This window comes from Pseudomonas sp. AC463 (assembly GCF_979253585.1).
On sequence record NZ_CEEDDZ010000514.1, the window covers coordinates 1 to 279 of the forward strand.

Below are 279 nucleotides of genomic sequence, written 5' to 3' on the forward strand. Positions count from 1 at the left end.
GGTCGCCGATCCACAGGAAGTGGGCGGAAGTGTCATACCAGTCGCCGGTCAGCGAATCCTGCCGCGTCATCGCTTGCTCGAACGGTAGCAGCAGCGCCTCGTGGCTGGTGTAGAAATGCGTCTGCGCCAGTTGCGGCACCGTCTCCGGATCTATTCCGCAGGCGGCCATGAACTCCAGCGCCTCACCGATGCGGTCGGCGGTTTCGGTGTACTTCTTGGCCCACGGGCTGCGGCCCATGAAGTCGTGCGTCCAGCGATGCACCTGATGCAGATTCGCAT

Annotated in this window: 1 protein-coding gene; it reads right to left on the minus strand. The window is 63.1% G+C overall.

The genetic code is table 11. From position 1 onward, the window contains the following. Window positions 1-279 (minus strand): 3-deoxy-7-phosphoheptulonate synthase (locus tag AC0IYH_RS31205; RefSeq protein WP_471838077.1); only part of this gene is annotated, 279 nt, incomplete at both ends.